Source organism: Rhodococcus ruber (assembly GCF_016804345.1).
Lineage (GTDB): Bacteria > Actinomycetota > Actinomycetes > Mycobacteriales > Mycobacteriaceae > Rhodococcus > Rhodococcus ruber.
Window position 1 is genome coordinate 1978719 of sequence record NZ_CP044211.1, and the last position, 22889, is coordinate 2001607.

At 71.9% G+C, this 22889-nt stretch carries 22 protein-coding genes; 13 read left to right on the plus strand and 9 right to left on the minus strand.

Annotated features, from left to right (window positions below):
• Position 1: 1 nt before the first annotated feature.
• Positions 2-751, minus strand: coding sequence for a hypothetical protein (locus tag F1734_RS09345; RefSeq protein ID WP_026137999.1), 750 nt, complete (start codon positions 749-751; stop codon positions 2-4).
• A 117-nt stretch (positions 752-868) separates the two neighbouring features.
• Between F1734_RS09345 and F1734_RS09350 the strand changes: the two genes are divergently transcribed.
• The gene (locus tag F1734_RS09350; RefSeq protein WP_010592411.1) at positions 869-1726 is read left to right on the plus strand and encodes an AraC family transcriptional regulator; all 858 of its coding nucleotides are present in this window, start codon (positions 869-871) and stop codon (positions 1724-1726) included.
• Positions 1723-2124: a VOC family protein gene (locus tag F1734_RS09355; RefSeq protein WP_029539873.1), complete on the plus strand. Its 402-nt coding sequence runs from the start codon at positions 1723-1725 to the stop codon at positions 2122-2124. Before F1734_RS09350 ends, F1734_RS09355 begins: the two co-directional genes overlap by 4 nt.
• A 7-nt stretch (positions 2125-2131) precedes the next feature.
• On the opposite strand, the gene F1734_RS09360 is transcribed toward F1734_RS09355, so the two are convergent.
• Together F1734_RS09360 and F1734_RS09365 are read right to left on the minus strand one after the other, a co-directional pair.
• Positions 2132-3148 carry a glutathione S-transferase family protein gene (locus F1734_RS09360; RefSeq protein ID WP_017681733.1) on the minus strand — a complete coding sequence of 339 codons (1017 nt, stop codon included), beginning with the start codon at positions 3146-3148 and terminating at the stop codon, positions 2132-2134.
• Positions 3149-3183: 35 nt separating this feature from the next.
• Positions 3184-3981 (minus strand): GNAT family N-acetyltransferase, encoded by a 798-nt coding sequence (locus F1734_RS09365; protein WP_203011556.1) that lies wholly within the window; start codon positions 3979-3981, stop codon positions 3184-3186.
• A gap of 38 nt (positions 3982-4019) precedes the next feature.
• On the opposite strand from F1734_RS09365, the gene F1734_RS09370 reads away from it, so the two are divergent.
• The 5 genes from F1734_RS09370 (at position 4020) to F1734_RS09390 (ending at position 9236) form a co-directional block, all read left to right on the plus strand.
• Positions 4020-5498 (plus strand): DHA2 family efflux MFS transporter permease subunit, encoded by a 1479-nt coding sequence (locus tag F1734_RS09370; protein ID WP_099528166.1) that lies wholly within the window; start codon positions 4020-4022, stop codon positions 5496-5498.
• A gap of 10 nt (positions 5499-5508) precedes the next feature.
• Positions 5509-6306, plus strand: coding sequence for an enoyl-CoA hydratase/isomerase family protein (locus F1734_RS09375; RefSeq protein ID WP_017681736.1), 798 nt, complete (start codon positions 5509-5511; stop codon positions 6304-6306).
• Between the two features lie 66 nt (positions 6307-6372).
• A complete protein-coding gene (locus F1734_RS09380; RefSeq protein WP_029539872.1) occupies positions 6373-7428 on the plus strand; it encodes a class I adenylate-forming enzyme family protein in 1056 nt (351 codons plus the stop codon).
• 94 nt (positions 7429-7522) lie between these two features.
• Positions 7523-8284, plus strand: a complete 762-nt coding sequence (locus tag F1734_RS09385) for a crotonase/enoyl-CoA hydratase family protein (protein ID WP_010592403.1) — start codon at positions 7523-7525, stop codon at positions 8282-8284.
• Between the two features lie 28 nt (positions 8285-8312).
• Positions 8313-9236 carry an adenosine deaminase gene (locus F1734_RS09390; RefSeq protein ID WP_010592402.1) on the plus strand — a complete coding sequence of 308 codons (924 nt, stop codon included), beginning with the start codon at positions 8313-8315 and terminating at the stop codon, positions 9234-9236.
• Positions 9237-9257: 21 nt separating this feature from the next.
• Here the strand turns inward: F1734_RS09390 and F1734_RS09395 are convergent, their stop codons facing one another.
• A complete protein-coding gene (locus tag F1734_RS09395) occupies positions 9258-10583 on the minus strand; it encodes a D-arabinono-1,4-lactone oxidase (RefSeq protein ID WP_010592401.1) in 1326 nt (441 codons plus the stop codon).
• A gap of 77 nt (positions 10584-10660) precedes the next feature.
• Here F1734_RS09395 and F1734_RS09400 point away from each other — a divergent pair, with 77 nt between their 5' ends.
• Both F1734_RS09400 and F1734_RS09405 read left to right on the plus strand, forming a co-directional pair.
• Entirely contained in the window at positions 10661-11305 is a 645-nt protein-coding gene (locus tag F1734_RS09400) for a TetR/AcrR family transcriptional regulator (RefSeq protein WP_010592400.1), read from the plus strand.
• Positions 11306-11375: 70 nt separating this feature from the next.
• A complete protein-coding gene (locus F1734_RS09405; RefSeq protein WP_010592399.1) occupies positions 11376-12551 on the plus strand; it encodes an amino acid deaminase/aldolase in 1176 nt (391 codons plus the stop codon).
• Position 12552: 1 nt separating this feature from the next.
• Here F1734_RS09405 and F1734_RS09410 read toward each other — a convergent pair whose 3' ends face one another.
• On the minus strand, positions 12553-13902 hold the full coding sequence (locus tag F1734_RS09410) for a DUF2252 domain-containing protein (RefSeq protein WP_203011831.1): 1350 nt from the start codon (positions 13900-13902) through the stop codon (positions 12553-12555).
• Positions 13903-13934: 32 nt separating this feature from the next.
• On the opposite strand from F1734_RS09410, the gene F1734_RS09415 reads away from it, so the two are divergent.
• A complete protein-coding gene (locus F1734_RS09415) occupies positions 13935-14579 on the plus strand; it encodes an alpha/beta hydrolase (RefSeq protein ID WP_010592397.1) in 645 nt (214 codons plus the stop codon).
• Between the two features lie 90 nt (positions 14580-14669).
• Here the strand turns inward: F1734_RS09415 and F1734_RS09420 are convergent, their stop codons facing one another.
• The 4 genes from F1734_RS09420 to F1734_RS09435 all read right to left on the minus strand — a co-directional run bounded on the left by F1734_RS09420 (position 14670) and on the right by F1734_RS09435 (position 19177).
• Positions 14670-16472, minus strand: coding sequence for an AMP-dependent synthetase/ligase (locus tag F1734_RS09420; RefSeq protein ID WP_010592396.1), 1803 nt, complete (start codon positions 16470-16472; stop codon positions 14670-14672).
• A gap of 158 nt (positions 16473-16630) precedes the next feature.
• Positions 16631-17260, minus strand: coding sequence for a phosphoribosyltransferase (locus tag F1734_RS09425; protein WP_040275610.1), 630 nt, complete (start codon positions 17258-17260; stop codon positions 16631-16633).
• A gap of 63 nt (positions 17261-17323) precedes the next feature.
• Positions 17324-17755, minus strand: coding sequence for a hypothetical protein (locus F1734_RS09430; RefSeq protein ID WP_040275613.1), 432 nt, complete (start codon positions 17753-17755; stop codon positions 17324-17326).
• Between the two features lie 147 nt (positions 17756-17902).
• Positions 17903-19177, minus strand: coding sequence for a TrpB-like pyridoxal phosphate-dependent enzyme (locus F1734_RS09435; RefSeq protein ID WP_040275616.1), 1275 nt, complete (start codon positions 19175-19177; stop codon positions 17903-17905).
• Between the two features lie 121 nt (positions 19178-19298).
• Here F1734_RS09435 and F1734_RS09440 point away from each other — a divergent pair, with 121 nt between their 5' ends.
• The 3 genes from F1734_RS09440 to F1734_RS09450 all read left to right on the plus strand — a co-directional run bounded on the left by F1734_RS09440 (position 19299) and on the right by F1734_RS09450 (position 22889).
• Complete coding sequence (locus F1734_RS09440) at positions 19299-19871, plus strand: TetR/AcrR family transcriptional regulator (RefSeq protein WP_238424133.1); 573 nt, start codon at positions 19299-19301, stop codon at positions 19869-19871.
• Entirely contained in the window at positions 19868-20908 is a 1041-nt protein-coding gene (locus tag F1734_RS09445; RefSeq protein WP_017681742.1) for an SDR family oxidoreductase, read from the plus strand. Before F1734_RS09440 ends, F1734_RS09445 begins: the two co-directional genes overlap by 4 nt.
• Before the next feature lie 70 nt (positions 20909-20978).
• On the plus strand, positions 20979-22889 hold the full coding sequence (locus tag F1734_RS09450; RefSeq protein ID WP_082752451.1) for a DEAD/DEAH box helicase: 1911 nt from the start codon (positions 20979-20981) through the stop codon (positions 22887-22889).

Genomic DNA, 22889 nt, shown 5'->3' on the forward strand with positions numbered 1-22889 from the left:
GTCACCAGCCGGTCAGGGGGGAGGACAGCGCCTGCCAGTTCGGATCCCCGTCCGGTCCGGACGCTGCGCCGGTGAGCGGTGGACGCTGCGACGGCCACTGCGCCGGCGGCGGCCCGAACGCGTCCCGGGCGTTCGCGATGACCCGCTTGCCCAGCGCGCGGTTGCCCGCGCCACCGATCGCGGCACCGATGCCGGCGGGCACGAGCTTGCCGAACACCAGGGCGCTGCGCTTGGCGAGGTACTTGCGGACGAAGGTCCGCACGAGCGATTTGTTCACGGACTTCAGCTGGGCACCGGGGATCTTGCCGGTGAGCGCCGACGTCCACGTCTTCGCGGTCGTGCCGGTGGCGCGCTCGACGATCTCCATGCCGGCTTCGCCCAGTGCCACGGCGAGCACGAGGGCGCGGCGCTGCTCGTGCTGGTGCGGTTCGATCCCGTGCACCGATGCCACCGCCAGGGTCAGCAACGCGGCGGCCTCGAGGAAGAACGCGGTCTCGGCGCCGACCGCGGCGATCGACGCGAGTGTGCCGATCCCGGGCACGGTCGCCGCGGCGCCGGCCGCCGTGCCGCTCCCGGTGACTCCGTTGAGGAAGGTCTTCTCCAACCGCCTGATGATCTGCTCGGGAGTCTCGTCGGGATGGGCACGCCGCGTCAGGTCGACGTAGCGTGCCACCGCGGGCGCTTGCAGCCTGCTGCCGTTGTCCAGGAGCGTGACGAGATACTTCTCCACGCGTCCTACCCTGTCGCTCATCGTTCCGTCCTCGATCCTCCCGGCCCTCCCGGGCCTGCATACACCGCCGTGAGTTCCACGGCTGCTCACCCTGTGTACCCCGTGGGCGTGGCGTCTATCCGTGTTTACCCTGGGACCGTGACCGGCATCTCGGACGGTGCCCGGCGGCGGCCCGCCCCGCCGCTGTGCCCCTACGTGCGCAGTTACGACGGGTACCGGCTGACGGGATTCGCCCCCGGTACCCACCTCGGTCTGCCGTCCCCGGACCTGACCGTCGTGCTCACGATCGGTGCCCCTGTCGAACTCGCGCGGGCCGCGGCACCGGGTCAGGGCCCCGGCCGGTTCGGTGCGCTCGCGAGCGGCCTGGCCACCACCGCCGTCACCATCGCCCACGACGGCAACCAGCACGGAATCCAGCTCGCGCTCACCCCGGCGGGAGCCCGGGTGTTGCTGGGGGTGCCCGCCGGTGCACTCGGCGCGTGGGTCGTCGATCTCGAGGACGTGCTCGGCGCCGCCGCCCGGGAACTCGGCGAGCGGATCGCCGCCGCTGCGGGGTGGGAAAGCCGATTCCGGGTCCTCGACGAGGTGCTCGCCCGGCGGCTCGCCGCCGAGCACGGCGAGATCGATCCACACCTGCGTCACGTGTGGCGCAGGCTGCAGGATCCCCGCACCCCCGGTGTGCGGATCGCCGACCTGGCCGACGAGATCGGTTGGAGTCGAAGGTATCTGAACGCACGATTCACCGCCGAGTTCGGGGTGGGGCCCAAGGAGGCGGCGCGGGTGGTCCGGTTCGACCGGTCCCGTCGGCTGCTGCGCCGGCCCGGACCGCACGTGCTCGCCGACGTGGCCGCCCGGTCCGGGTTCTACGATCAGGCCCACCTCGCACGGGAATGGCGCGCGATCGCCGGGGTTCCGCCGTCGCACTGGCTGCGCGACGAGCAGTTCCCAATCGTCCAAGACGGCGACCCGGCTGCAGACGAACACTGGCAACCATGACTACGACAGCACTCACCACACCCGTGTGGCCCTGCCTCTCCTACACCGATGCCCGGGCGGCGATCCGCTTCCTCGTCGACGCGTTCGGCTTCACCGAGAACGCCGTCTACGGCGACGGCGGGCGCGTCGACCACGCCGAGCTGCGCTGGCCGCACGGCGGCGGCGTCATGCTCGGCTCGGCCGGCCGGGGCGGCCCGATCGAGATACCCGCCGGCACCGGCTGCATCTACCTCGTCCTCCCCGACGCCCCCGCGGTCGACGCGCTGCACGCCCGCGCTGTGGCCGCCGGTGCCACGGTCGTCCTCGGCCTGCACGACACCGACTACGGATCGCACGACTTCACGTGCCGGGACCCGCAGGGGGTGTACTGGAGTTTCGGAACGTACGCGGGCGCGTGAGTCGGACTCAGGCCGGCACCGCCTCCTGCGCCCGCGGCGGGGGCGGCGGCGTGCCGTCCCCGAACGGCGTGCCGCCCAGCTCTTCCCGGCCGTGCGGGGTCAGCCATCCGCTCGGGTCGGGGCCCTTCGGCACGATCTGCGTCGGATTGATGTCGGTGTGCACGATGTAGTAGTGCTGCTTGATCTGCCCGAAGTCGATGGTGTCGCCGAAACCGGGCGTCTGGAACAGGTCCCGGGCGTACCCCCACAACGCCGGCATGGACGCCAGCAGATTCCGGTTGCACTTGAAATGCCCGTGGTAGACGGCGTCGAAGCGGGCCAGCGTGGTGAACAGCCGCACGTCCGCCTCGGTGATCGTCTCGCCCACCAGGTACCGACGGGAGCCGAGCCGTTCCTCGAGCCAGTCCAGCCGCGCGAACAGCCGGTCGAAGGCACGGTCGTACGCGCGCTGGGACCCGGCGAACCCGCACCGGTACACGCCGTTGTTGACGTCCTGGTAGACGAGCTCGGCGACCTCGTCGATCTCGTCGCGCAGCGGTTCCGGGTAGAGGTCGGGGGCGCCGTCGCGGTGCAGTGCCGTCCACTCCGTGGCGAAGTCCAGGGTGATCTGCGGGTAGTCGTTGGTGACCACGCGGCCGGTAGGCACGTCGACGACGGCGGGCACCGTGATCCCCCGGGAGTACTCGGGGTCCCGCGCGAAGTACGCGTCCTGCAACCGCGGGATCTGCAGCACCGGATCGACCCCGCCCGGGTCCAGATCGAACGTCCAGCTGCGCTCGTCGTGCGTGGGGCCGCACAACCCCAGCGACAGCGCGTCCTCGAGCCCCAGCAGCCGCCGCACGATGAGCGCGCGGTTCGCCCACGGGCAGGCGCGGGCCGCGATCAGCCGGTACCGGCCGGCCTCCACCGGGTACCCGTCGCGCCCGTCGGCTGTGATGCGCGTGGTGATGTAGTGCGTGTCACGGCTGTACTCGGCGCCGGGCGTGACGTACCCGTCCCCGTCGCCTCCCGAGTGCTCGTTCACTGGGCTCCCCTCACTCGTTACGTTCCTGCGGCTCGTTACGTTCCTGCGGCGGCCGGTACTGCCACCGAGATGTGGGTTCCCAGTTCGGTGTACCCCAACACCGCGGCCAGGCCACGGCCCGCGGTGTTGTCGCGCCGGGCCCGCCACTGGGGGACGAGTCCGGCGTCGAGCGCATCGTGCGTCGCCAGGGTCGCGACGGTCGCCGCCAGGCCGATCCGCCGGTGCTCCGGCACGGTCAGCGCCGTCACGTCCGCCAGGATCGACTGCACTTCGGTGTACACCGCACCCGACAGCGGCCGGTGGTCGTCGTCGAGCAGCACGAACGACGACGCCTCCTCGGTCACGTTCTCGAGCCCCGCCTCGGTCACGTTCTCGAGGCCCGCCTCGGTCACTATCTCGAGGCCCGCCTCGGTCACTATCTCGAGGCCCGCCTCGGTCACGTTCTCGAGGCCCGCCTCGGTCGCGTCGTCGGGTGGGCAGCGCCGCAACAGCTCCGCCAGGTCGTCGACCTCGTGGGAGATCAGCGGATCGCGGACCCGTGTCGCGTCGACCCAGTCGGCGCAGTAGCTCAGCGCGTGGCTGCGCACCGCGTGCCCGCGCGTCAGGTCGAGCAGCGCCGACGCGTCCAGCTCCGCGTCGGGCACCGTCGCGACGGCGTCGACCACCCAGCCCGGGCCCACCACCGCGCTGACGTCGCCGAGTCGTAGCACCCGGACCAGGGCGGATGCGTCGTCCACCCGCGTCACCCGGCCCGGGGTGGCGAGCGCTGCGTCGTCGAGCCCGAGTTCGCGGCACCAGGCCAGCCGCACGATGTCCAGGAGATGTCCGTCCACGGCGCTACCGTAGACGCCTACGAGCGGAGGGCGTGCGGGTGGAGACCGAGACAAGTCCGTGGCCGGCGCTGTGGGCGCTGTGCCTCGGGTTCTTCATGATCCTGGTGGACAGCACCATCGTGGCGGTCGCCAACCCGGCGATCATGCGGGCGCTCGACACCGACATCAACAACGTCGTGTGGGTCACCAGCGCCTACCTGCTGGCGTACGCGGTGCCGCTGTTGGTCACCGGCCGCCTCGGGGACCGGTTCGGCCCGAAGCGGGTCTACCTGGCGGGGCTGGTGGTGTTCACCGCGGCGTCGCTGTGGTGCGGGTTGTCCGGCACCGTCGCCGCCCTCGTCGTCGCCCGGGTCTTCCAGGGCCTCGGCGCGGCGCTGATGACCCCCCAGACCATGGCGATCATCACCCGCACCTTCCCGCCGGACCGGCGGGGCACCGCCATGGGACTGTGGGGCGCGGTGGCCGGTGTGGCCACCCTCGTGGGTCCGCTGGCCGGCGGTGTCCTCGTCGACCACCTCGGCTGGGAGTGGATCTTCTTCGTCAACGTGCCGGTCGGGATCGTCGGGTTCGTCCTGGCGGCGCGCCTGGTCCCGGCGCTGCCCACCCATCCGCACCGGTTCGACCTCCTCGGCGTGCTGCTCAGCGGCGCGGGCATGTTCTGCCTCGTGTTCGGTATCCAGGAGGGCAACTCCTACGACTGGTCCACGCCCGTGTGGGTGCTGATCGCCGCCGGAGTGGCGCTGCTGGCGGTGTTCGTGTGGTACCAGTCCCGCGGGCGCGGAGAGCCGCTCGTCCCGCTCGGCTTGTTCCGCGACCGCAACTTCTCGCTGGCCAACATCGGCATCGCCGCGATGGGCTTCTCGGTCACCGCGATGGTCCTGCCGTTGATGTTCTACGCCCAGGGCGTGCGCGGCTGGACACCCACGGAGTCGGCGCTGCTGATGGCCCCGATGGCGGTCCTGACCGGCGTGCTCGCCCCGATGGTCGGCCGGCTCGTGGACCGGACCCATCCGCGCTACATCGCCGGCACCGGCTTCGCGCTGCTCGCGGTGGCGCTGGCGTGGCTGGCGGCACTGATGACACCCGACTCGCCGGTGTGGCAGCTGCTGCTGCCGATCGCCCTCATGGGTGCCGCGATGGCCGGCATCTGGTCGCCGCTCGCCGCCACCGCGACGCACGGCCTGCCGCCCCATCAGGCGGGGGCCGGGTCGGGTGTCTACAACACCACCCGTCAGGTCGGTGCCGTCCTGGGCAGCGCCGCCGTGGGGGCGCTCATCACCTCGCGCCTCGCCGTGCACGGGCTCACCGGCGGCGGGACGGCCGACGCGGCCGAGGGCGGGACGACGGCCCTGCCGGAGCCGGTGCGCGCGCCCTTCGCCGCCGCCATGGCCGAGTCGACGCTGCTGCCCGCCGCGGTCCTGCTCGTCGGCTTCGCCGCGGCGCTGTTCTTCGGTCGGCCCGGCCGGGCCGAGCCGGTGCCGAGCCTGTCCCTCGAGGAGCGCAGCACACTCGCCTAGTGTGGCGCGCATGACGCAGACCACCCACCCCACCCGCCTCGAGCGCCACACCACCGCGGCCGGTGCCGAGGTCGCCGTGCTGACCGTCGCGCACGGCACGCTGAACCTGTTCGACCGAGCCCTGTTCGACGCCGTGATCGCCGACGTCGCCGCGCTCGGGGCGGCACCGCCGCGCGCGGTCCTGATCCGCGCGGAGGGCAAGGTCGTCTCCGGCGGTGTGGACGTCCACCTGTTCGAGGGCCTCGACGCCGGCCAGGGCGCCCAGCTGTGGCAGGACCTGTTCGCTCGGATCATCCATCCGCTCGAGGCCCTGCCGTGCCCCGTCGTGTTCGCCGCGCACGGGCTCACCCTCACCGCGGCATTCGAGATCTCGCTCGCCTGCGACATCGTCCTCGCGGCGCCGGGCGCGAAGTTCGGGCTGGTGGAGACCGTCGTCGGTCTGACTCCGTCGATGGGCGGGCCGCAGCGGCTGGCGGAGCGCGCCGGCTCCGGCCGTGCGCGCGAGCTGGTGATGACCGGCGATCTCTACGACGCCGAGACGCTGCGGTCGTGGGGAGTGGTCAACGCGGTGCACGACGACGTCGACGCCGCGGCGCGCGCCCTCACGGACCGGCTCGCCGACGGTCCCACCCGCGCCCACGACGCCACCAAGCGCATCATCGGCGCGTGGCGGTCCGGTGGCGTCGCCCACGCCGACTCGGAGACCCCGGAGGTCTCCGGTGCGCTGTTCGGCACCGACGACCTGAAAGGTGCGGTGCGGAGCTTCCTCTCCGTCGGGCCGGGGAAGGCGTCGTACACGGGAAGGTGAGCCGATCCAGCCCCCAGCTGTGACCCGCGCCATATAGTGCAGGCACACGACGAGGCGGAGGTGACGATGTCGGTGGCGCTGGTCCGGGTTTCGTGTGCAGCCGGGTGGTTCCGTGACGAACGCGTCAGTCGCCGCTTGGACGGTGTCCTGCGGTACGAGGACCTCGAGCCGTGCCTGGCCGAGCTGCTCGACCGCAGCGCGCTGCGGCATTCCGCCCGCGTCGCCGCCGTGGACCGGGCCGGCAACGCCCTCACATACGGGCAGATGTGGTCGTCGGCGGCCCGGGTGGCCGGCGGCCTGCTCGATCAGGGCGTGGGCCCGGCCGACCGCGTCGTCGTCCACTGCCCGAACGGATTCCGCTGGCTGTACGCGTTCCTCGGGGTGGTCCTCGCCGGTGGCGTGCCGGTGCTGCCGGATCCGACGTGCAGCGAACCGGAACTCGAGTGGATCGCCGAGGACAGCGGCGCCGTCCTGACCCTCGACGGAGAGCTGCCCGACGGGGTGGCGTTCCTGGACGAGGGCGCCGCGCCGGACGAGCTCGCGGTGTTGTACTACGTGCGCAAACGCGGCGGGGGACTGCACGGGGTCGAGCTCACCAACGAGAACATCCTCTCCACGATCGAGGCCGTGGTGCACGCCATGGACCTGACCGCGGAGGGCGCGCGCACGGTGCTCACCGCACCGCTGTCCACGGCGGCGGGCAGCGCCGTGCAACTGCTGCCGACCCTGGCGGCCGGCGGCACCGTCGTCGCCGCCGGGGCGCGGGGGGTGCGCGTGCCGTGGCGGCACCTGCGTGCGTCGTTCCCCGCGGCGAGATGCGTGCGCGGCTGGGGGGTGGCCGAGACCGGCGGCATCGGATTGCTGCTGCCCACCGATCAGCGGGCCGCACACCCGCGCAGCGTGGGGGTTCCGTTCGGCGGGATGGAGGTCGCCCTCCTCGGTCCGGCGGCCGATCGAGGTGAAGGCGAACTGCTGTGCCGCGGCCCCAGTGTCGCTCGCCGCTACTGGAACGACCCGGAGGCGACCGCCGAGACCTTCGACGACGGCTGGTTCCGCACCGGCGACCAGGTGCACATCGACGCGGACGGTTTCGTCACGCCCGTCGCCGTCCGCGTGTCGTGACACGGCGGTCCGCTGCCGTCGGGTTCGAGTGCGGTACAAGCGAACGGACCGCGGCACGCGCGATCGGCAACCGAACCCCGTGAAAGGTGTGCGCATGTCCGACGAGGTCCTGCTCGAGCGTCGCGGTCGAATTCTGGTGATCACCATCAACCGTCCCGAGGCCCGCAACGCCGTCGACGCGGCCGTCAGCCACGGCCTCGCGGCCGCCGTCGACGAACTCGACGCCGACCCCGACCTGTCCGTGGGCGTGCTCACCGGTGCCGGCGGCACCTTCTGCGCCGGTATGGATCTCAAGGCGTTCGTCGCCGGGGAGAACATCGCGGTGCCGGGCAAGGGTCTCGGCTTCACCGAGGCGCCGCCGCGCAAGCCGATCATCGCCGCCGTCGAGGGCTTCGCGCTCGCCGGCGGCACCGAACTCGTCCTCGCCACCGACCTCGTGGTCGCCGCCACGGACGCGAAGTTCGGCATCCCGGAGGTCAAGCGCGGACTCGTCGCCGCGGGTGGTGGCCTGCTGCGCCTGCCCACCCGGATTCCGTATCAGAAGGCGATGGAACTGGCGCTCACCGGCGACGCGTTCACCGCCGAGGAGGCCCACGGCTACGGTTTCGTCAACGTTCTCACCGAGCCGGGCGGTGCGCTGGCGGGCGCCCTGGCTCTCGCCGAACGGATCACGGCCAACGGCCCGCTCGCCGTGGCGGCCACCAAGGAGGTCATCGCCAAGGCCGCCGACTGGCCGGCGGACGAGGCCTTCGACCGCCAGCGCGAGATCGTCGGCCCGGTGTTCGTGTCCGAGGACGCCCGCGAGGGTGCGACGGCGTTCGCGCAGAAGCGTCCGCCGGTCTGGAAGGGCCGCTGACGACCCGCGCCGACGAAGGAGATCGATCGTGCTCGCCGAACTGCACGTCCACATCGAGGGCACCCTCGAACCGGAGCTGATCTTCGCTCTCGCCGAGCGCAACCGCGTCTCGCTCCCGTATGCCGACCTCGACGAGCTGCGCGGCCGGTACGAGTTCACCGACCTGCAGTCGTTCCTCGACCTGTACTACGCGAACATGCAGGTGCTGAGGACCGCCGAGGACTTCACCGATCTCGCGACGGCGTACCTGCGCCGGGCGGCGCAGGCCGGGGTGACGCGGGCCGAGTTCTTCTTCGACCCGCAGGCGCACACGAGCCGCGGCGTGCCGCTGGCCGAGGTGGTCGAGGGCCTCGCCGCCGCCGTCGCGGCGGGCCGGCGGGAGTTCGGCGTCGACGCGGCGATGATCGCGTCCGTCGTGCGGGACCGGCCCGTGCACGAGGCCGAGGAGGTGTTCGGGGAACTGCTGCGCCTGTCGGCTCCGATCAGCGGGCTGGGCCTGGACTCCGCGGAGGTGGGTTATCCGCCGTCGCTGTTCGAGGACGTCTTCGCCCGCGCCCGCGCCGAGGGCCTGCACGCGGTCGCCCATGCGGGGGAGGAGGGGCCGCCCGAATACGTCTGGCAGGCACTGGATCTGCTCGGGGCCGAACGCATCGACCACGGAATCCGCTCCCTCGAGGACCCGCTTCTCGTCGCGCGCCTCGTCGACGAGCAGATTCCGCTCACCGTCTGTCCTTTGTCGAATGTCCGCCTGCGCGTGGTGGATTCGATCGAGCAGCATCCGCTGCCGCGCATGCTCGAGGCGGGTTTGCTGGTGACCGTGAACTCCGACGATCCGGCGTACTTCGGCGGGTACGTCGACGACACGTTCGCGGCGCTGCGCGACCGGCTCGGGCTCACCGACGAGCAGCGGGAGACGTTGGCGCGCAATTCGATCACGGCATCGTTCGGATAGGACGTGCGGTCCGGGCGCGAGCTACGGGCCGAGCACGCGGTCCAGGTACGGGTTGGCGAACGTGCGCTGCGGGTCGACGCGGTCGCGGACGGCGAGGAAGTCGTCGAATCGCGGATACGTCGCGCGCAGGTCGGCCGCGGTGCGGCCGTGCATCTTGCCCCAGTGCGGCCGGCCGTCCACGGCGCGGGCGATCGCCTCGACCGCATCGAAGTACGGCCGGTGTTCGCGACGGTGGTACTGGTGCACCGCGAGATAGGCACTGTCGCGGCCGTGGGCCGTCGACAGCCACACGTCGTCGGCGGCGGCGAAGCGTACCTCCACCGGAAATGCGACGTGGAAGTCGCTGCGGGAGAGCCACGTATCGATCTCGGTGAGCACCTCGGTCGCGGATTCGACGGGGACGGCGTACTCCATCTCCCGGAACCGGACCCGGCGCGGGGAGGCGAAGACGCGGTAGCTGCGATCGACGAACTCCCGGGGGGACAGGGTCCGCGCGGCGAACCCGTTGAGCTTGGGGACGAGGGCCGGCGCGCGGGTTGCGAGGCGCTGGACGACCTCGAACATGCCGTTGGCGAGCACCTCGTCGTCGAGGAAGCCGCGCAGCCGTCCCACCGGGGCGCCCGGTGCGTCGTCGGGCAGCCGGGTGTTGCGCTTGGTGAGTACCCGGTCGGTGTGCGGAAACCAGTAGAACTCGAAGTGGTCGACGCCGAGCCGGTCGCGCTCGAGCACGGCCAGGGTGTCGTCGAGCGTCCCGGGTGCTTCCGCCGCATGCAGTGCGAACGCGGGCACACACTCCAGGGTGATCGTGGCGAGGATGCCGACGGCGCCGAGGCCGAGCCGGGCGGCCTCGAAGAGTTCCGGCTCGGCCTCGGGGGAGCAGCGCACGACCGAGCCGTCCGCAAGGACGAGGGTGGCCGCGCGCGCGACGGTGGCCAGGCCCCCGAACCGGGCGCCGGTGCCGTGGGTGCCGGTGGACATCGCGCCGGCGAGCGACTGCACGTCGATGTCCCCGAGGTTCGGCACCGCCAGACCGTGCTCCCACAGGAGCCGGTTGAGATCCCGCAGCCGGGTGCCGGCCCGCACCGTGACGAACGCACCCGCAGGGGTGGGACGGACCTCCTCGATGCCGGTGAACCGGTCGAGGGAGACGAGCACGCCGTCGGTGACGGCGACGCCGGTGAAGGAGTGGCCGGCCCCGACCGCCTTGACGCGCAGCCCGCGTCCGGATGCGTGTGCGACGACGGCGACGATCTCCTCCAGGGTTTCCGGGGTCTCGTACGCGTGCGGCGTCGCGGATTCGGTGTGGGCCCAGTTGTGCCAGGTGGCGACGGGGCGGTCGGTGGCCATGCGCCCATCATCGACTTGGACGACCGTCCAGGTCAATAGATGCCGACGGATCCGGGCCGGGATCTACGATCGGAGGCATGCTGAACCGGTTGCCGGCGGACCAACGTCGAGCCCAACTCGTCGAATCCGCTCTCGCGCTGGCAGAGGGCGGGGGTCTCGGGGCCGTCACCGTGCGGGCGGTCGCCGAGCACGCCGGCGTCTCCCTCGGGGTGGTGCACTACTGCTTCGAGAGCAAGGAGGCCCTCGTCGCCGCGATGGGGGAGGCGCTGGTGCTCCAGCTCAGCCAGGCGCTGCGCACCGCCTTCACCCTCCCGCAGGACGGACCCGACCCGCAGGGCCTGCGCGGCTTGCGGCAGCTGCTCTACGTGGGGATCAACGCGATGTGGCCGACGATCGAGAAGACGCCCGACCGGCAGCTGCTCACCTACGAGATCACGGCGTACTCGCTGCGTCACCGCGATGCCGGCGAGCCCCTCGGCGGCAACATCGCCACCGATCAGTACCGCATCATGGACGTCGAGGCACGGACGTTCCTCGAGGAGTGCGCCGCCCGCACCGGCACCGAGTGGATCGAGCCCGTCTCGACCGTCGCCCGGCTCGCGCTGGCCATGCTCGACGGACTGGTCCTGCGATGGCTGGTCGATCGGGACGGCGACGCCATCGTCACCGAACTCGACGACATCGCCGCGATCGTCGCCGGACGGGCCGTGGAAACGACCTGAACCTGGACACAGGTCCAACTCGGTGCTTGACTGGCCGCGACCCCCGACCTGCCGTGGATTGGACCCCGCCGTGACCCACCCCCTCGACCGGCTCCACGACGCGACGGCCGACCTGGACCCCCCGCTCGCGGCCGTCGATCTCCCCACGCTCCGGAGCAACGCCGCCGACCTCGTCCGCCGCGCCGGGGGTACCCCCGTGCGAGTGGCGAGCAAGTCCGTCCGGTGCCGCGCCGTCCTCGAGGAGGTGCTCGGCACCGGCCTCACCGCCAGGGCCGGATTCCGTGGGATCATGGCGTACTCGCTGCGCGAAGCGCTCTGGCTGGTCGAGCGCGGCGCCCGCGACGTGCTTCTCGGCTATCCGACCGTCGACCGAGCCGCGCTCGCCGAACTGGCCGGCCGGCCGCAGGCGCTCGACGCCGTCACCCTCATGGTCGACTCCGCCGCCCAGCTCGGCATCGTCCGCGACGCCCTCGGCACCGCCCGCGTGCGTCCCCGCGTGTGCCTCGACGTGGACGCGTCACTGCGGCTCGGGCCGGTGCATCTCGGTGTGCGGCGCTCGCCGCTGCGCACCCCCGACGAGGTGGCGCAGCTTGCGCGCTGCGCGACGACCGCCGGTTTCGCCGTCGTCGGCGTGATGTTCTACGAGGCGCAGATCGCCGGTCTGCCCGACACCTCGCCGGCGGTCCGGTGGGTCAAACGCCGCTCGGCCGCCGAGCTGTCCACTCGGCGCGGCGCCGTCGCCGGGGCCGTCCGTGCTGTCGTCGGCGACCTCGAGATCGTCAACAGCGGCGGCACCGGCTCGCTCGAGGTCAGCTCCGCCGACCCGGTCGTCACCGAGGTCACCGCCGGCTCCGGTCTGTACGTGCCCACGCTGTTCGATCGCTACCGGGCCTTCACCCCGCGCCCTGCGCTGTATTTCGCACTGCCCACGGTGCGCAGGCCCGGCCCCACCGTCGCCACCCTCTTCGGGGGCGGCTACATCGCCTCCGGCCCGGCGGGTCCCTCGCGGGTGCCGCGTCCGGTCCGTCCCGCCGGCCTGCGGCTGCTGCGCGCCGAGGGGGCCGGTGAGGTGCAGACCCCCGTCACCGGCCGTGCCGCGGCGGATCTGCCCGTCGGCGGGCGCGTATGGTTGCGGCACGCCAAGGCGGGGGAGCTGTGCGAGCGGTTCGCGGAACTGCACCTCGTCGACGCCGACGGCACCCGCACCACCGTCCCCACCTACCGCGGCGAGGGGCGCTGCTGGTGACCTACGGCCCCTTGTCGCACAGCGCCCGCCAGTCCTGCTCCGTGCGATCGGCGTAGGCGGCCGACCACCGCGCGACCGCCTCGTCGAAGACCGTCCCGCGGCCGAGGTACCCGGCGACGAACGCGCCGACCGGGCTCTGGCTGTGGGCACGGGCGAGCAGCGCCCCGCACAACCGGCCGTACCGCTCCGACTGTGCGGCACTCAACCGATCCCACTGCACCGATCCCTTCATGTCACGGAACTGCCGGACGTAGAAGTCCCGTCGCACGCCGTCCGGACCGGGCACGCCGGTGATCCAGCCGAGGAGCGGATCCGAGTGGGCCTGCAGGATTCGCTGCGCACCCACGACCCGGGCGCCCTGGCCGTGCGTGATGAGTTCGGACGCGACGCGGTGGGGAGTCTCGCGGATCCCGCCGTGCGTCTCCAGCACCGACTGTCCGGCCTCCTTGACCTGGAGGAACAGCGGCTCGTCGGCCGGCCCGAGCAGCAGGACGACGAAGCACCGGGTGCCCACACTGCCCACTCCCACGATCCGCATCGCGAAATCCACGACGCGGTACTGGGAGAGCAGCAGCAGGACGTCCGCCCGCACCGTCGCCCGGTAGGACGCGACGATCCCCTCGATGGCTTCGAGCGACCCGATGTCGAGGTGCCGGACGATCGGGGGTTGGTCGACGATGCGCGGTGCGCCGTCGGCCGTGGTAACCGTCAGCTTCCTCAGGACCTGTTCGGAGGTGCGGCCCCGTGCCTTCTGCACGACGGCGCGTATCGCCTCCGGATTCCGCGACGCCTGCTCGATCTCGTCCGCGTCGACCTGGAAGTAGAACCGCTCGGTGGCCGTCAGGTCGGACAGGAAGCGGATCGTCTCGCGGTACGAGCGCACCGTCGTGAGGGTCGCGTCCCGGCACTGCTGCTCGGTGCGCCCGGCCTGACGGCCGGCCAACCACACCGACGCGGCCAGCCGTTTGACGTCCCATTCCCACGGCGCCGGATACGCTTCGTCGAAGTCGTTGAGGTCGAACAGGACTCGGCGCTCCGGCGAGGCGTACAGGCCGAAATTCGCCAGATGTGCATCGCCCGACGCCACCACGTGGGGCCCCGTCACCGGCTCGGTGGACAGGTCCCCCGCCATCGCGGCGGCGCTGCCGCGGTAGTAGGCGAACGGCGACTCCGTCATCCGTTCGTACCGGATCGGCACCAGTTCCGGCAGTCGGGTGCGGTTCTGCTGTTCGAAGATCGCGACCGGATCCCGTTCGGGACAACGAATTTCGCCGTGCGCACTGCGGGGCATGCGGGTGCGGGCGGCGCGCCCCTCGGCTCGGCTGCGCTCGACGGCGGTGGTCGGTGTAATCCCGCGATTGTGCACCGGCGCACAATGGCCGCATGCCCTTTTTCGACGGCAGCACCGGCCGCGTCCACTACCGGCACTGGTCCGTCGACGGCGCGACGGCCGCCGTCGTCTTCGCCCACGGGATGCGTCAGCACACCGGTCACTACCATCGCTTCGCCGCGGGTCTGGCGCCGCACGGCATCGCGGTGTGGGGCCTCGATCTCGCCGGGCACGGCCTGTCCGAGGGCAACCCCGGTGAACCGGGCGCCGTCGACGACCTGGCGGCCGACCTGCTGTGCGTCGCCGAGCTGGCCGAGCGCGCGGAGCCGGGGATGCCGTTGGTGGTGATGGGGCACTCGCTCGGCGCGGGAACCGCCCTCACGGTGCTGCGCACCGACGCCGGCCGATTCCGCGGCGCCGTGCTGTGCGGGACGCCTCGATCGGCGGCCGTGCCCGCGACGGCCGAGATCCTCGCGCAGGCGCGCATACCGCTGCTCGCGGTGCACGGCGTCGACGACCGGCTGGCCCCGATCGAGCCCGTCCGGGCCTGGTCCCGGACGATCCCGGCGTTGGAGCTGCGCGAGTACCCGGACGCAGGCCACGACCTGCTGCACGAGCCGGTGCACCGCACGGTGACCCGCGACGTCGCCGAGTTCGTCCTGGCCGTGACCGACGTGCCGGCCCACCGACGCGAGTGAGCGAATGCATCCCTCGCCGCGGAGGTGGAGGATGCATTCGCTCAGCCGGGGCATGGCCCTACGAGTAGATGGCCCTACGAGTAGATGGCCCTACGAGTAGATGGCCTCGATCGCCGTGCCGTGCGCCTCGTGGATGACGTTGCGCTTGAGCTTGAGCGTCGGGGTCAGCTCGCCGGTCTCGATGGTGAAGTCCACCTCGAGGATCCGGTACTTCTTGATCTGCTCGGGGTTGGAGACCTTCTTGTTGCCCTCGGCGACCGCGGCGTCGATCTCCGCGATCAGGTCGGGATGCCCGAGCAGCTCGGAGACCGGAGCGTCGGCGGCGATGCCGTGGCGTTCCTTCCAGCCGGGCAGGGCCTCGGGATCGAGGGTGATCAGCGCGCCGATGAACGGCTTCGCGTCGCCGACGACGATGACCTGGCTGATCAGCGGGTGTGCCCGGAGCGCGTCCTCGAGCACGGCCGGGGCGACGTTCTTGCCGCCGGCGGTGACGATGAGCTCCTTCTTGCGGCCGGTGATGTGGACGAACCCGTCCTCGTCGATCCTGCCGATGTCACCGGTGTGGAACCAGCCGTCGACGATCGCTTCGGCGGTGGCCTTCTCGTTCTTCCAGTAGCCGCCGAACACCGCGGGGCCCTTGAGCAGCAGCTCGCCGTCCTCGGCGATGCGTGCGGCGTGCCCGTTGACCGGCCGGCCGACGCTGCCCACCCGCTGGTGCTCGGGGGTGTTGAGGGTGACGCCACCCGTGGTCTCGGTCAGGCCGTAGCCCTCGTAGATGGGAATGCCGACGCCGCGGAAGAAGTGGCCCAGGCGCGCGCCGAGGGCGGCGCCGCCGGAGACCGCCTGCTCGCACTCGCCGCCGAGGGCCGCGCGCAGCTTGCTGTACACCAGCTTGTCGAAGACGAAGTGCTTGATCTTCAGGCCGAGGCCGGCCCCGCCCTTGTCCAGCGCCTCGCTGTACGCGATGGCGGTGTCGGAGGCCTTCTCGAAGATCTTGCCCTTGCCGCCGTCGTACGCCTTCTGCTTGGCCGAGTTGTAGACCTTCTCGAACACGCGCGGGACCGACAGGATGAAGTTCGGCTTGAACTCGCCGAGCTGGTCGAGCAGCGTGGTCAGGTCGGAGGTGTGCGCGACGGTCACGCCGTGCTCGAAGGCGCCGAACGAGATCTCGCGGGCGAACACGTGGGCGAGGGGCAGGAACAGCAGGGTCCGCTTGCCGCTCACCATGGAGTTTGGGAGGGCGAGCTTGACGGCGGCGGCCTCGGCCCACAGGTTGCTGTGGGTCAGCTGCACGCCCTTGGGGCGGCCGGTGGTGCCCGAGGTGTAGATCAGTGTGGCGGGGGACTCGGCCCGCACCTGGTGGCGCCGCTCCTCGAGCTGTGCGTCGGTGATCGCCGCACCCCGGGCGATCAGCTCGTCGACGGCGCTCTTGGCGCCCGGTGCGCCCTCGATCTGCAGGACCTCGCGCAGGGCCGGCGCGGCCTCGGCCACCGTCGCAACCGTTCGGGCGTGGCCGTCGTTCTCGACGACGAGCAGCGAGGTCCCCGAATCCTCGAGGATCCACTGGGCCTGGTCGGCCGAGGAGGTCTCGTAGATGGCGACGGTGCAGCCACCGGCAGCCCAGATCGCGTAGTCGATCAGGACCCACTCGTAGCGCGTGCTCGACAGGATCGCGACCCGGTCACCGAGCTCGATCCCGGACGCCATCAGGCCCTTGGCCACCCCGCGGACCTGGGCGGCGAACTCGGCGGCGGTGACGCTGACCCACCGGCCGTCGATCCGGCGCTCGAACGGCACCCAGGTCGGCGACTCCTTTTCGTGCCGGAAGACGGCCTCCGCCATCGATGCGTCCTCGGGGATCGAGAACGACTGTGGCACGGCAAACTCTTTCACGGTGACCCCTCCATCAATTTTCCACTTGTGGATGTGCATTGCATCACACGAGGCTGGAAAATGCAGCAGCGGGGGTGCCCGATTTGTAGCCTTTTCGCGCTGACCTGTAGATATACCTGTGAATTCTGGACACGGATACCGGTCGGCGCGGCAGGTGCTCAGGCGGATTCGAGCAGGCGGGCGGCCTCGTCGTCGGAGAGCTGATGGAAGTCGTCGTACGCGGCCCCGACGCTGCCCAGGTCGGCAGGCGTGAACGGGCACACCACCTCGTCGGCCACCGCTCGGACGCGTCGCGCCGCCTCCGGGGAGGCCACGGGAACCGCCAGCACCACCCGCTCGGCCCCGGACTCCCGCGCGGCCAGGCAGGCGACGGCGGCGGTCGCGCCGGTGGCCATGCCGTCGTCGACGAGGACGACCGTGCGTCCCGACAGCGACGTGCGCTCCTTGCCGCCGCGCAGCAGCCGGGCGCGACGGTCGAGTTCGGTGCGTTCGCGGGCCTCGATCCGTTCGATCGAGTCCTCGGCCACCCGGCCGATACGGATGACGTCCTCGTTGAGCACGCGGAAGCCGCCCTCGGCGATGGCGCCCATCGCCAGTTCCGGTTGCCACGGCACCCCCAGTTTGCGGACGACGAGTACGTCGAGCGGGGCGTCGAGCGCGTGTGCCACCTCCCGTGCGACGGGGATCCCGCCGCGGGGGAGCGCCAGGATCACAGGGTTCGCGTCGCGCAGGTGGGCAACCGAGCGGGCCAGCCGCCGCCCGGCCTCCGGACGGCCGGAATAACGCATGCGTCGAGTATGCGCCCGGCCGACGGGTGGCCGGGCGGGTTTGCCGCGGCCCGCGGGGGTCGGTCAGGCGACGCCGGACAGGGCCCGGGCCGGGCGCAGGGCGTCGAGGAGCGGCTGCCAGACGGCGGGGTCGCCCCCGGCCCGCTGCCACTCGTCGGCGAGGGTCGTGTCGTCCGTGCCGGCGAGGTCGTCCACCGAGTCGACGCCGTGCCGGTGCAGGACATCGGCGGCCAGTTCGACGGTGTCGGCGGCGATGGGCGCGTCCTCGGGGCTGTAGCGACGACGGTAGTGCCCGACCTTGCCGGCCCACTGGGCGCTGCCGCCGGTCTCCTCGAAGGTACGCAGAAGCGCGCGGATCCCGTCGTGGCCGGCGTCCGCGCCCTGCGCCGCCCGGTAGGCCCGGTAGCGATCGGTGACGATCCCAGGGTCTATCCCTCGGGTGCGGTGCACTGCGTCGAGCAGGCGCAGGGCCAGGTTGTCGGCTGCGTCGGGCATCAGGGCCTCCCGGTGGTGACATCGCGCGATGAAGCGGTTCCACAGGTGTATCGCCGATGACCGGCAGTGTGTTGCATCACAGCGTTCTTCGGCGTGTCTTCCCCCCGATCACAGGGGGAAGACACGCCGGCAGCGCTATCCGAGCTGCTATCCGAGCTCGCCGTGCAGGTAGGCGGCGTAGGCCGGCAGGTCGAGCTGCCCGTGCCCCGACAGCCCGATCACGATCACCTCGGGTTCGGTCACGGTCCGCGCGTACTCGGCGGCCGCCGCGATCGCGTGGGCCGACTCGGGGGCCGGCACGATGCCCTCGGTGCGGGCGAACTCGACCGCCGCACCGAAGGCGTCGGTCTGCGCCACGGCTGTGCCCTGCACGTATCCCAGTTCGACGGTGTGACTCAGCAGTGGCGCCATGCCGTGATAGCGCAGCCCACCGGCGTGGATGGGATCGGGAATGAAATCCTGACCGAGGGTGTGCATCTTGAGCAGCGGGGTCAGGCCCACGATGTCGCCGTGGTCGTAGCGGTACTCGCCGCGCGTGATGGACGGGCACGCGGCGGGCTCGGCCGCCACCACCCGGGTGGTGGCACGGCCGTGCAGCACCTCGCGCAGGAACGGGAACGACAGACCCGCGAGGTTGGAGCCGCCGCCGGCGCACCCGAACACGACGTCGGCCTGCTCCTCGCCGGCGGCACGCAGTTGCTCGACGGCCTCGAGGCCGATCACGGTCTGGTGCAGCACGACGTGGTTGAGCACGCTGCCGAGCGCATACCGGGCGGCGGGATCGCCGGCGGCGACCTCGACAGCCTCGGACACGGCGATGCCCAGCGAGCCGGGGGTGTCCGGCTGCTCGTCGAGGACCTTGCGGCCGGACGCGGTGAGGTCCGACGGGCTCGAGTGCACGGTGCCGCCGTACACCTCGATGAGGTGCCTGCGGTACGGCTTGGACTCGTACGAGGCGCGCACCTGCCACACCTCGAGGTCGATGCCGAACTTGGCGCATGCGAACGACAGGGCGCTGCCCCACTGGCCGGCGCCGGTCTCGGTGGTGAGCTTCTTCACGCCGTCGACGGAGTTGTAGTACGCCTGCGCGAGAGCCGAATTCGTCTTGTGGCTGCCCACCGGGCTCACGCCCTCGTACTTGACGTAGATGCGGGCGGCGGTGCCGAGCGCCCGCTCGAAGGACCGGGCCCGCAGCAGCGGCGTGGTGCGGTAGGTCGCGTACGCCTCCCGGACGGGCTCGGGGATCGCGATGTCGGTCTCGGTGGAGAGCTCCTGCTCGATCAGCCCCGCGGCGAACAGCGGTTCGAGATCGGCGGCCGTGACCGGCTCCCTCGTGCCGGGATGCAGGTGCGGCGGCGGGGCGTCGGGCAGATCTCCCGCGATGTTGTACCAGTGGGTGGGAATGCTGACGGGCTCCGACACCGGACGGTCCTTTCGTCTTACGAGAGTGGAACGGGTTCAGTGTGCCTTCCGTCGCATGCGGGCTGCCGCGCCAGGTCCGTCGGCATCGACAGAAATATGTAGACCGGTCTATTGTTTAGGGGTGACCACCAAGGGAGCGCGCACGAAGGCGCGCATGATCGACACCACGCTGGATCTGATCCAGTCCCGCGGCTACCACGGCACCGGGCTGGGCCGCATCACCGACGCCTCCGGGGCGCCGCGCGGCTCGGTGTACTTCCACTTCCCCGGCGGCAAGGACGAACTCGTCGTGGCGGCCCTGGACCGGGTGGGCGCCGAGTTCACCGGCCTACTCGAGGAGCTGCTGGCCGAGGGGCGGACCGCCGCCGAGATCGTCGCCGCGGTGTTCGACGACCTCGCGGCCCGGCTCGAGGGGGCCGGGTTCGCGGCCGGCTGCGCCGTGGTCGCCGTCGCCGTCGACGCCGCCGCCGACAACCCTGTGCTGCAGCAGAGCTGCGCCCGCGTCTACGAATCGTGGCGCGTGATCCTCGAGCGCGTGCTCGCCCGCGACGGGGTACCCGATGCCGCCCGGCTCGCCGGGGTGATCGTCAGCCTCGTCGAGGGCGCCACCACCGTCGCCCGTGCCCGGCACGACGTGGCCCCCCTCGCGGACGCCCGCGCGGTCGCACTCGACCTCGTCGGAGCCGGACGATGAGCGCCGCGGTGGTCTTCGGGGCGACGGGGTTCCTCGGCCGCGGACTGCTGCGGGACCTGCTCACCGGCCCCGACGGGGACGTCCTCGTCGTCGCCGCGGTGCGTTCGGCGGAGTCCGGGGCACGCCTGCGCGACCGGCTCGCCGCCGACGGGGTGCCGCTCGACCGGCTCTCGGTCCACGTGTTCGACCCGGACGCCGCCGAGCTCGCCCTCGATCCCGCGCCGGCGGACGTGCGTGACGTCTACAACCTGGCCGCCGCGTTCGCCTTCGGGATGACCGCGCACGCGGCGCGGGAGGTGAACGTCGTTCTGGCGGCGAAGATCACCCGATTCGCGGCGGTGGCGGGCGCGCGCCGGCTCGTGCACGTCAGCGGCTACCGGGTCGCGGCGTACCCGGCCGTGCCGGCGCCGTGGCCCCGGCGGCACCGGCGGCGCACCTACCGCAGGTTCGGCGCGTACGAGGCGTCGAAGATCGAAGCCGACGCTGTGGTGCGTGCACTCGCCGCCGAACTCGGGGTTCCCCTCACGGTCGTCAATCCCGGGACGGTGATCGGCGACTCCCGCACCGGGGCGGCCGATCAGTACCTCGGTCTCGCGGAGCTGGTCGTGCAACTCGCCCGCGGGCAGCTGCGCGCCGTGCCCGGCTCCCGGCGCACCGTGCTGCCCGTCGTCACCGTCGACCATCTGGCCCGGTTCCTGGCGCTGGTGCCGCGCGATCCGGAGACGGTGGGGCAGGCCTACTGGGTCCTCGACGAGGCCACCCCTCCGCTGCCCGAACTCGTCGCCCTGCTCGCCGACGAACTCGGCGTCCCCGCACCACGCCGGCGGATACCCGTGGCGGTGCTGCGGGCGCTGCCGTCCCGCGTGACCGGTGCGGAGAAGGAGACCCTGAGCTTTCTCAGCGCCGACACCTACCCGACGGCGTCCGCCGCCGCCCTCGCCCGCCGGCACGGACTCGAGTACCCGCCGGTGCGGCCGGCGCTGCGGCTGTGGGCCCGCCATCTGGCGGCGACGGCGCCGGGTTCGGCGGGCGGATAGGGTGGTCGGGGACCCCCGTCCGGGCGCTGTGGAGGGGTCATGGCCGTCCATCCGATAAACTGCAGGTCAAATGAGTGATACTGTGCAAGACCCCGAAGCCGACACCGCCACCCCCACGTTCGCCGATCTCGACATCGACGCCCGTGTGCTGCAGGCGCTTTCGGATGTGGGCTACGAGAACCCGTCGCCGATCCAGGCGGCCACCATCCCGCCGCTGCTGGAGGGGCGCGACGTCGTCGGTCTCGCGCAGACCGGTACCGGCAAGACCGCCGCGTTCGCGGTGCCGATCCTGTCGCGGATCGACACCGCGGTGAAACGGCCCCAGGCGCTGATCCTGGCGCCCACCCGCGAGCTCGCCCTGCAGGTCGCCGAGGCTTTCGGCAAGTATTCGGCGCACATCCCGGGTCTGCACGTGCTGCCCATCTACGGCGGCCAGAGCTACGGCGTGCAGCTGTCCGGGCTGCGCCGGGGCGCGCAGGTCATCGTGGGCACGCCCGGACGTGTGATCGATCACCTCGCCAAGGGCACCCTCGACATCTCCGAGCTCGAGTTCCTCGTGCTCGACGAGGCCGACGAGATGCTCACCATGGGCTTCCAGGAGGACGTCGAGCGGATCCTCGCCGACACCCCCGAGAGCAAGCAGGTCGCGCTGTTCTCGGCGACCATGCCGGGCGCCATCCGCCGGTTGTCCAAGCAGTATCTGCACGACCCGGTCGAGATCACGGTCAAGTCGAAGACGACGACGTCGGCGAACATCTCCCAGCGCTGGGTGCTCGTGTCGCACCAGCGCAAGCTCGACGCCCTGACCCGGATTCTCGAGGTCGAGCAGTTCGAGGCGATGATCATCTTCGTCCGGACGAAGCAGGCCACCGAGGACCTCGCGGAGCGGCTGCGGGCCCGGGGCTTCTCGGCCGCCGCGATCAACGGCGACATCGTCCAGGCCCAGCGCGAACGCACCATCGGGCAGCTCAAGAGCGGCGCGCTGGACATCCTCGTCGCGACGGACGTCGCGGCCCGCGGCCTGGACGTCGACCGCATCAGCCACGTCGTGAACTACGACATCCCGCACGACACCGAGTCCTACGTGCACCGCATCGGCCGCACCGGCCGGGCCGGCCGCAGCGGTGACGCGCTCCTGTTCGTCGCCCCCCGCGAGCGGCACCTGCTCAAGGCGATCGAGCGGGCCACCCGGCAGCCGCTCACCGAGATCCAGCTGCCGTCGGTGGAGGATGTCAACGCCCAGCGCGTCGAGAAGTTCAACGACTCCATCACCGAGGCGCTCACCTCCGACCATCTGGCGTTGTTCCGGCGATTCGTCGAGGACTACGAGCGCGAGCACGACGTGCCTCTCGCCGACATCGCGGCGGCGCTCGCGGTGCTCTCCCGCGACGGGGAGTCGTTCCTCATGGAGGCCGAACCCGAGCCCGTGGCACCGCCGCGGCGCGAACGCGAGCCGCGGGAGCGGCCGCCGCGCCGGTTCGACGACGACGGTGCGTCCCGTGTCGGGCGGGACGGGCAGGAACTGGTCACCTACCGCATCGCCGTGGGCAAGCGCCACCGGGTGGTGCCCGGCGCGATCGTCGGCGCCATCGCCAACGAGGGCGGCCTGCGCCGCAGCGACTTCGGGCACATCAGCATCCGCCCGGATCACAGCCTCGTCGAGCTGCCGAAGGACCTGTCGCCGGAGACGCTCGAGGCGTTGCGGGGCACCCGCATCTCGGGTGTGCTGATCCAGCTGCAGCCCGACAGCGGGGCCCCGTCGGGCCGCCCGTCGTCCTACCGTCCGCGCGACGACCGCGGGGAGCGCCGCCAGGGTGAGCGCAGGGAGTACGGCGGCAAGAAGGACTGGGGCGATCGCGGCGGCCGCGGCAAGGACTTCGGCGGGCGCGGCGACAAGCCGCACCGTGGCTTCCGGGAACGCTCGGGCGAGCGCGGGCAGTCCGGTGGACACGGCACCGGCGGCTATCGCGGGCGCGACTGA